This window comes from Protofrankia sp. CiP1_Cm_nod1 (assembly GCF_920888515.1).
Classification (GTDB): Bacteria; Actinomycetota; Actinomycetes; order Frankiales; family Frankiaceae; genus Protofrankia.
The window spans coordinates 2,853-9,702 of the sequence record NZ_CAKKTM010000069.1 but is presented as its reverse complement, the minus strand read 5'-3'; the positions used below and the strand labels follow the sequence as shown (position 1 = coordinate 9,702).

Here is a 6,850-nt window from a genome sequence, read left to right as displayed (position 1 = left end):
CGGCGGGCCAGCGCGGCACCGGCGGCCCGCCACGCCGCCGCGTCCCGCTTGCCGGCCCCCACCAGCAGCAGCTTACGCGGGCCGGCAGCACGCCCCAGCGGGATGGCGATCACCTCGCCCTGGTCACCGCTGGCGCGTTCCCCCGCAAGCAGAAGATCAAGATCGATGCCGAGGGACTCGCCGACCGCGCGCCCGGCCGGGGTGACCACCGCGAACGCACCCGCCTTCTCCGGCGGGAGGGTCAGCAAAGCCAGCACCGGGGCACCGGCGTCCAGCGGGGCGCCGGCCCACGGCCTCACAATCGGCGGACGGGCAGCAGCCCAACCACTGTCCACAACGTCAGGCACGCTGGCTGCGCACGCTTAGCCGGCCGCCGACTTCAGGGCGTCCCCAAGATCTTTCGCTTCGTCAGGCAACAGCTCCACCACGAGACGGCCACCCCCTTCGAGCGGGACGCGCATGATTATGCTGCGCCCCTCTTTGGTGACCTCGAGCGGACCGTCACCCGTCCGCGGCTTCATGGCCGCCATCGGTGCACCTCTTCCTGCCGTCGGACCTGCTACCACCAGCGATTATCCCGGAGAACAGGCCGGGAACCGAAACACGTCACCCCGCAGCGCCACAACAGACACAGGCTGACAGGTCCGCAAACCACCAAAGGCACCCCCGGACCGCCAACACGAACACGATTCGAACCAACACCAACGATAAGGACACCGTGGACGACGGGAAAGTCACCGCCGTGTCGCCCGCACGCCACCCGCCGCGGCTCGACACAACAGCAGCACAACACGCCACGCCGCCGCCAGGGCCTGGCGGGGCGCCAGCAGCCCGCCGGCAGGCACGGCGCTGGCAGGCGTCAGCCCGGCGGCGGCGCGGGCAGCGGGCCGTGCGGGCCGTCCGGTGTGCCCGACAGACGCCGTATGCCGGCGGCGTCCGTCGGCTGGCGGGTGCCCGTGACATCCGGGCCCTCGGCCTGGCTGCCCCAGCCATCCTGGTCCGCGCCCCGGGCGGGCCAGGGGTAGCGATCGAGCCGGGCGAAGGAGGCCAGCCGCACCATCTCCTCGTCCCGCCGCGCGAGTTCGGCGTCACGCCAGGCGAGCTCGCCGGCAAGGCGCGCAAGCACCGCGTCCACGTCGGCCATCCGGTATCCCCGTAGCGCCATCTCGAACCGGATACCGGCCACATCGTCCGCGGACATCGTCGGTGACGGCAGGCGCTGGTCAGCCGCGTCGCGCGGAGCGGGCGACAACCGGTCGAACCTGCCCACCGCCAGGGCCGCGACAGCGAAGACGATGGCGGCGACAACCACGATCTCGACAGCGAGCAACACCCAACGATCGTTACACGGCTGGCGGAGTCCCGCCGCATGTGCCACCCCTTCCGCGCGCTTGCCGCCGTTGCCGGGCTGCTCGGGGAAGTCCGCGATGCGCGGCGGCCCCTGCCCACAGCCGGCCGGCGGCCCCTGCCCCTCGGCCGCGCGGCGGTCCGTGGACGGGTGACCAGCTAAGCTGGCCCGGATGCCCACCGACGTCGGGACCGCCGGTACGCCAGGAGCACCGGATGCCCCTCTCCCGGTGTTCCCCGCGGGCTGTGGTGGCGACCTGCGGCTCGGTTCGTCGACGTTCCACCCGTCCGACCTGGTGATCATGGCGATCGTCAACCGGACGCCGGACTCCTTCTTCGACCGGGGCGCCACCTACGGCGAGCGCGAGGCGCTGGCCGCCGTCGAGCGCGCGGTCGCGGAAGGCGCCCGGATCATCGACATAGGCGGGGTCAAGGCCGCTCCCGGTGAGGATGTCGACACCGCCGAGGAGCTGCGCCGGGTCGGCGGGTTCGTCGCGCTGGTCCGCGCCAGGCACCCCGACATCGTGATCAGTGTGGACACCTGGCGCGCCGAGGTCGGCCGGATCGTGGCGACCGAGGGCGCCGACCTGCTCAACGACGCGTGGGGCGGCGCCGACCCCCGGCTCGCCGAGGTCGCCGCCGAGCACGGGCTGGGCCTGGTCTGCACCCACGCCGGGCACCAGCCGCCGCGTACCCGCCCGCACCGGGTCACCTACGACGATGTGGTCGCCGACATCGTCGCCACGACGACCGGGCTCGCCGAACGCGCCAGGGCGCTCGGCGTGCGGCCCGAGGGCATCATCGTCGATCCCGGGCACGACTTCGGCAAGAACAGCCGCCACTCCCTGGAGGCGACCCGCCGGCTGCCGGAACTGGCCGCCACCGGATGGCCGGTGCTCGTCGCCCTGTCGAACAAGGACTTCATCGGCGAGGTCCTCGACAGCCCCGTGACGGAGCGGCTGGAAGGCACCCTGGCCGCGACCGCGGTGAGCGCGTGGCTCGGCGCCAGGATCTTCCGGGCCCACCAGGTGGCACCGACCCGGAAGATCCTGGAGACGGTGGCGGCGATCCGCGGCACCCGCGACCTCGCCGTCTCGCGCCGGGCTCTCGCGTAGCGACGTTGCGGACACGGCGCGGCCCCGCGCCCGGAACGGGCCTCCCGCGTTCCGGCGATCGCCTCCCGGGGCCACCGGAGCCCGTCACGAGGACGGGGCCGCCCGATTCCCGACACCTGTCCCGGACGTTACGGTGCCACCACTTCGCCGCCTATTCCGGCCCAGTTATTACGGAATTGTTGTGGACGTGAATCCCGTATGTCGTCACGGGCCGGATCCGCTCTGATTACCAGGCACCGGGATACCGCCCGCCCCGCCGGCCGCGCCCAGCGTGTGGCCGGCCCTGCCGCGAGGCCGGGCCGGCCACGGCGCGTACCTCCGGCGCCCGGCACGAAGGCAACGGGCAGCCGACGGCCGTTCCCCGGCGCCGTCGGGTCATGACATATTCCGGGCCCTCCGCCCACCACTTGTTGCCGGATGTGATTTCAACGGACACCTCGCGGGCCCCGGGCCTGGGGTAGGATTCACTTCTGCCACCGGACGGCAAGATCTTTTTATACATGTCGAGGGGGCCGGCCAGTGTCCTTCGAGTTCGACAGCCTGTTCAACTTCCGGGATCTTGGTGGACTGGCGCTGCACGACGAGCAGGCCACCCGGCACGGGCTCGTGTTCAGGTCGGACGCGCTGCACGGCCTGTCGGCGAGCGACCGCGGCTATCTCCTGGACGCAGCGGGAATCGGTGTCATCATCGACCTGCGGACGGCCGAGGAGGCCGACGGTGACGGGCTGCAGGACCAGCGCATCTTCCCGGAACTCGAGACATACCATCTCTCCGTGATGCCGGAGGGCCGGATCGGCCGGGAGCCGTTTCCCGACGGCCGCGATCCCGCGGCGCTCGCCGAGGGCTACTACAAGAACCTCATGGAAGGCTCAGCCACCATCGGGAAGGTTTTCGGCATCATCGCCGATTCCCTGGACAGGAACGTCCCCGTCCTTTTCCACTGTGCCGCCGGCCGGGACCGGACCGGTCTCATAGCGGCTATTCTCCTGAGCCTGGTCGGGGTCAGGAACGACGAGATCGCGCGGGACTTCCTGCGCAGCAACCACCACGCGCACCACATCGCCGCCCGGCTGGAGCAGAATCCACTGTACGGCGCGTCGAGCCCGGCCGGGCTCGGCCCGGCACTGCTGCAGGCCCGGACCATGGACATGTTCCTCGACCTGCTGCGGTCACGAAACGGCGGTGTCCTGGCCTGGGCGGCTTCGACCGGCATACCCACACCGATCATCGACGCGCTGCGCGCCGGTCTCGTCCCGGGTATTGCCGGCATCACCCGCTGATGCGCACGGCCGGTCCTTCCCGCTCCAGCCCTTCCCGCTCCAGCCCTTCCCGCTCCGGCCCCTCCCACAGCGATCCCCCTACGACGGGTTCGCGTCATGACGCCGGCGCGCTCACCGCCGCCCGCGGCCGGCGGCCGGCCCGGCCAGATAGCGGTGCAGCACGTCCTCGGCGGCGTCGATCAGCCCCAGCGCGACGTGTTCGTCCCGGGTATGGGCAAGGTTGGGATCACCCGGGCCGTAGTTGAGCGCCGGGATGCCAAGGGCGGCGAACCGGGCCACGTCGGTCCAGCCGTACTTGGCGACGGGCGTGCGCCCCACCGCCTGGACGAACGCGGCCGCGGCCGGCGCGGTCAGCCCGGGCAGCGCGCCGGCCGCGCTGTCGGTCAGTTCGACCGGGAACCCGTCCAGGGCCTCCCGGACGTGACCGAGCGCCTGGGTGACATCACGGTCCGGAGCGAACCTGTAGTTGACCAGGACCTCGCACGCGTCCGGAATGATGTTGCCGGCCACTCCGCCGGTGATCCGTACGGCGTTGAGGCCCTCCCGGTACACACAGCCGTCGATCGTCACCGTCCGCGGCTGGTAGCTGGCGAGCCGTTCCAGTAACGGCGCGGCCCGGTGGATCGCGTTCTCCCCGAGCCATGACCGGGCCGAGTGCGCCCGGCGTCCCGGCACCGTGACGGCCACCCGCAGGGTGCCCTGGCAGCCGGCCTCGATCTCGCCCGATGTCGGCTCCAGGAGCAGCGCGAGGTCGGCGTCCAGCCAGTCCCGGTGGTTCGCGGCCAGGCGGCGCAGGCCGTTGCGGACGGCGTCGACCTCCTCGTTGTCGTAGAAGACCCAGGTCACGTCGTGCGCGGGAACGAAGCCCCCGGACCATGCGGACGAAGCGACACCAGCGGAGCCGGCGGGCCCAGCGGGCGCGGCTGAGCCGGCGAGAGCGGCCGCCAGCCGCAGCATCACGGCCACCCCGGCTTTCATGTCCGAGGTCCCGCATCCGTACAGGTGCCCGTCCACCAGCCGGCTGGGCAGGTTGTCCGCGACCGGGACGGTGTCCAGATGCCCGGCGAGCAGCACCCGGGTCTGCCGGCCCAGCCCGGTCCGGGCCACGACCGCGTCGCCGTCACGGTCCACCCGCAGCCCGCCGAGGCCGGTCAGGGCCTCCTCGACCGCGTCCGCGAGCGTGCTCTCGGCCCCGCTCGGCGAGGGGATGTCGACGACAGCGCGGGTCAGCTCCGTCGCCGACAGGCTCAGATCAAGGCGCATGCCCGGGCTCACGTCGCTTCGTCTCCCCGTCGCTTCGTCTCCCTCGTCGGCATCTCTCCCCGTTGCCTCGCCTCCCCGGCTCAGGGTGCGACACCGTGCTCCCGCAGGACGTCGTTGAGCGCGAGCTTGTCGTGGATCTCGCCTTCGGCGAGGGTCCGCAGCACGAGGACGCACGGCAGCGCGTAGTCCCCGCCGGGGAACGACTTCACCCGGCTGGACCCGACCGCGACCGCCCGCTCGGGGATCTCGCCCCGGGGGTACTCCTCGCCGGTGTCCGCGTCGAAGACATGGGTGGACGCGGTCAGGATCGCGCCCGCGCCGAGCTTCGCGCCGCGACGCACCCGCGCGCCCTCCACGACCATGCACCGGCTGCCGATGAACGCGTCGTCCTCGACCACCACCGGCTTCGCGTTCGGCGGCTCCAGCACCCCGCCGATGCCGACGCCGCCGGACAGGTGCACCCGACGGCCGATCTGCGCGCAGGAGCCGACCGTCGCCCAGGTGTCGACCAGGGTGCCGGCCCCGACGTATCCGCCGATGTTGGTGTAGCTCGGCATGAGCACCGCGCCGGGCTCGACATACGCGCCCCAGCGGACGATCGCGCCCGGCACCACCCGCACCCCGTCGAAGGACGTCTTCAACGGCACCCGGTCGTGGTAGCGAAAGTCCCCGGCGGCGGACTCGGCCATCGGCAGGACCCGGAAGGCGAGCAGGATGGCACGCTTGGCCCGCTCGTCCACGACGACGTCACCGGTGTCGGTGACGTGGGCGACCCGCGCCTTCCCTGCGTCCAACAGGCTGACCGCTTCGACTACGACGTCGTACACGTCGCGGCCGTCCGGCGTCTCGGACACGTCGGGGTTCTCCCACAACGTGTCGATGACGGGATCGATGGCCGAGTCGACGGCTGGGCCGGCGGCGGAGCCGGCGGAGTCGGAAATCCTGGCTGAGCTGCTCACGGTCACGACCTTAACGAGGCGGACCAGCGGCTGCCCAACCGATTGCCTCCCCCGGCCCCGCCCGGGCCGGCCGAGAACACGATCAGCCTGTCCGATAAAGATCCCCGTATCGCACACCGACGGACACAGCAGAAACTCACCGACAGACCCGGCGGACCACCGACGAGACGTCTGCAGGCATACGCCAGCCGCTTGCTATCCGCTGCTTCCAGCAGCAGAATGCTGCTATGGTCACCGCAATCACGATTCGGGACGTCCCTGACGGGACCCGTGACGAACTCGCCGCGCGGGCCGCGCTCAGCGGCCGTTCCCTCCAGGAGTACCTGCGCTCCCAGTTGATCGAACTGGCCCGGCGGCCGGACGCGGAGGTGCTGCTCACACGGGTCCGTGACCGCAAGCAACGCGTTGGCAGCCACCTGTCGGTCGAGTCGATCCTCGGCCACCATGACGCCGACCGCAGATGACCCTCGTCGTCGACTCCGGTCTCGTGGTCGCGGCACTCGTCGACAGCGGCCCGGTCGGGACCTGGGCGGACCACCTGCTTGCCACCGATGACCTGGCCGCGCCTCATCTCATGCCGGTGGAGGTCACGAATGTGCTGCGGCGGGCCGCCCTGGCCGGTGAGATCTCGGCGGACACCGCCGCCCTGGCCCACGCGGACCTGCTGAGCCTACGGGTCGAACTGTTCGCCTACGAGCCGTTCGCCACCCGGGTGTGGGAGCTGCGGGAGAACATCACCGCGTACGACGGCTGGTACGTGGCGCTCGCCGAGTCGCTGGACGCCAAGCTTGCCACCCTGGATCTCCGGCTGGCCAAGGCCACCGGCCCCCGCTGCTCCTTCACAACCCCGTAGACCGAAGGCACCCCACCATCCGGGCTTTCCCC

Annotated in this window: 9 protein-coding genes; 4 read left to right on the top strand and 5 right to left on the bottom strand. The window is 71.6% G+C overall.

The window, feature by feature from the left end:
* From NBX02_RS04035 to NBX02_RS04025, 3 genes are all read right to left on the bottom strand, one after another.
* On the bottom strand, nucleotides 1-257 hold a 257-nt coding region (locus NBX02_RS04035), incomplete at its 3' end, for a M17 family peptidase N-terminal domain-containing protein (protein WP_445548255.1).
* A 105-nt stretch (nucleotides 258-362) separates the two neighbouring features.
* Nucleotides 363-530: a DUF3117 domain-containing protein gene (locus NBX02_RS04030; RefSeq protein WP_013872340.1), complete on the bottom strand. Its 168-nt coding sequence runs from the start codon at nucleotides 528-530 to the stop codon at nucleotides 363-365.
* A gap of 329 nt (nucleotides 531-859) precedes the next feature.
* Nucleotides 860-1,333 carry a DivIVA domain-containing protein gene (locus NBX02_RS04025; RefSeq protein WP_250283607.1) on the bottom strand — a complete coding sequence of 158 codons (474 nt, stop codon included), beginning with the start codon at nucleotides 1,331-1,333 and terminating at the stop codon, nucleotides 860-862.
* A 316-nt stretch (nucleotides 1,334-1,649) separates the two neighbouring features.
* On the opposite strand from NBX02_RS04025, the gene folP reads away from it, so the two are divergent.
* Both folP and NBX02_RS04015 read left to right on the top strand, forming a co-directional pair.
* The gene (folP, locus tag NBX02_RS04020) at nucleotides 1,650-2,462 is read left to right on the top strand and encodes a dihydropteroate synthase (RefSeq protein ID WP_445548256.1); all 813 of its coding nucleotides are present in this window, start codon (nucleotides 1,650-1,652) and stop codon (nucleotides 2,460-2,462) included.
* A 519-nt stretch (nucleotides 2,463-2,981) separates the two neighbouring features.
* Entirely contained in the window at nucleotides 2,982-3,743 is a 762-nt protein-coding gene (locus tag NBX02_RS04015; RefSeq protein ID WP_250283604.1) for a tyrosine-protein phosphatase, read from the top strand.
* Nucleotides 3,744-3,854: 111 nt separating this feature from the next.
* On the opposite strand, the gene dapE is transcribed toward NBX02_RS04015, so the two are convergent.
* On the bottom strand, nucleotides 3,855-5,006 hold the full coding sequence (gene dapE / locus NBX02_RS04010) for a succinyl-diaminopimelate desuccinylase (protein WP_250290037.1): 1,152 nt from the start codon (nucleotides 5,004-5,006) through the stop codon (nucleotides 3,855-3,857).
* Between the two features lie 80 nt (nucleotides 5,007-5,086).
* On the bottom strand, nucleotides 5,087-5,965 hold the full coding sequence (locus tag NBX02_RS04005) for a 2,3,4,5-tetrahydropyridine-2,6-dicarboxylate N-succinyltransferase (protein ID WP_250283600.1): 879 nt from the start codon (nucleotides 5,963-5,965) through the stop codon (nucleotides 5,087-5,089).
* Between the two features lie 227 nt (nucleotides 5,966-6,192).
* On the opposite strand from NBX02_RS04005, the gene NBX02_RS04000 reads away from it, so the two are divergent.
* On the top strand, nucleotides 6,193-6,429 hold the full coding sequence (locus tag NBX02_RS04000) for a FitA-like ribbon-helix-helix domain-containing protein (RefSeq protein WP_250283598.1): 237 nt from the start codon (nucleotides 6,193-6,195) through the stop codon (nucleotides 6,427-6,429).
* A complete protein-coding gene (locus NBX02_RS03995) occupies nucleotides 6,426-6,818 on the top strand; it encodes a type II toxin-antitoxin system VapC family toxin (RefSeq protein WP_250283596.1) in 393 nt (130 codons plus the stop codon). The genes NBX02_RS04000 and NBX02_RS03995 overlap by 4 nt, the downstream gene beginning before the upstream one ends.
* Nucleotides 6,819-6,850 lie beyond the last annotated feature (32 nt).

Bases quoted from the DNA above. Each gene is read 5' to 3' on its own strand.
- NBX02_RS04030 (WP_013872340.1), bottom strand. From the start codon at position 530: ATGGCGGCCATGAAGCCGCGGACGGGTGACGGTCCGCTCGAGGTCACC.
- folP (WP_445548256.1), top strand. From the start codon at position 1,650: ATGGCGATCGTCAACCGGACGCCGGACTCCTTCTTCGACCGGGGCGCC.
- NBX02_RS03995 (WP_250283596.1), top strand. From the start codon at position 6,426: ATGACCCTCGTCGTCGACTCCGGTCTCGTGGTCGCGGCACTCGTCGAC.
- NBX02_RS04000 (WP_250283598.1), top strand. From the start codon at position 6,193: ATGGTCACCGCAATCACGATTCGGGACGTCCCTGACGGGACCCGTGAC.
- dapE (WP_250290037.1), bottom strand. From the start codon at position 5,006: ATGCGCCTTGATCTGAGCCTGTCGGCGACGGAGCTGACCCGCGCTGTC.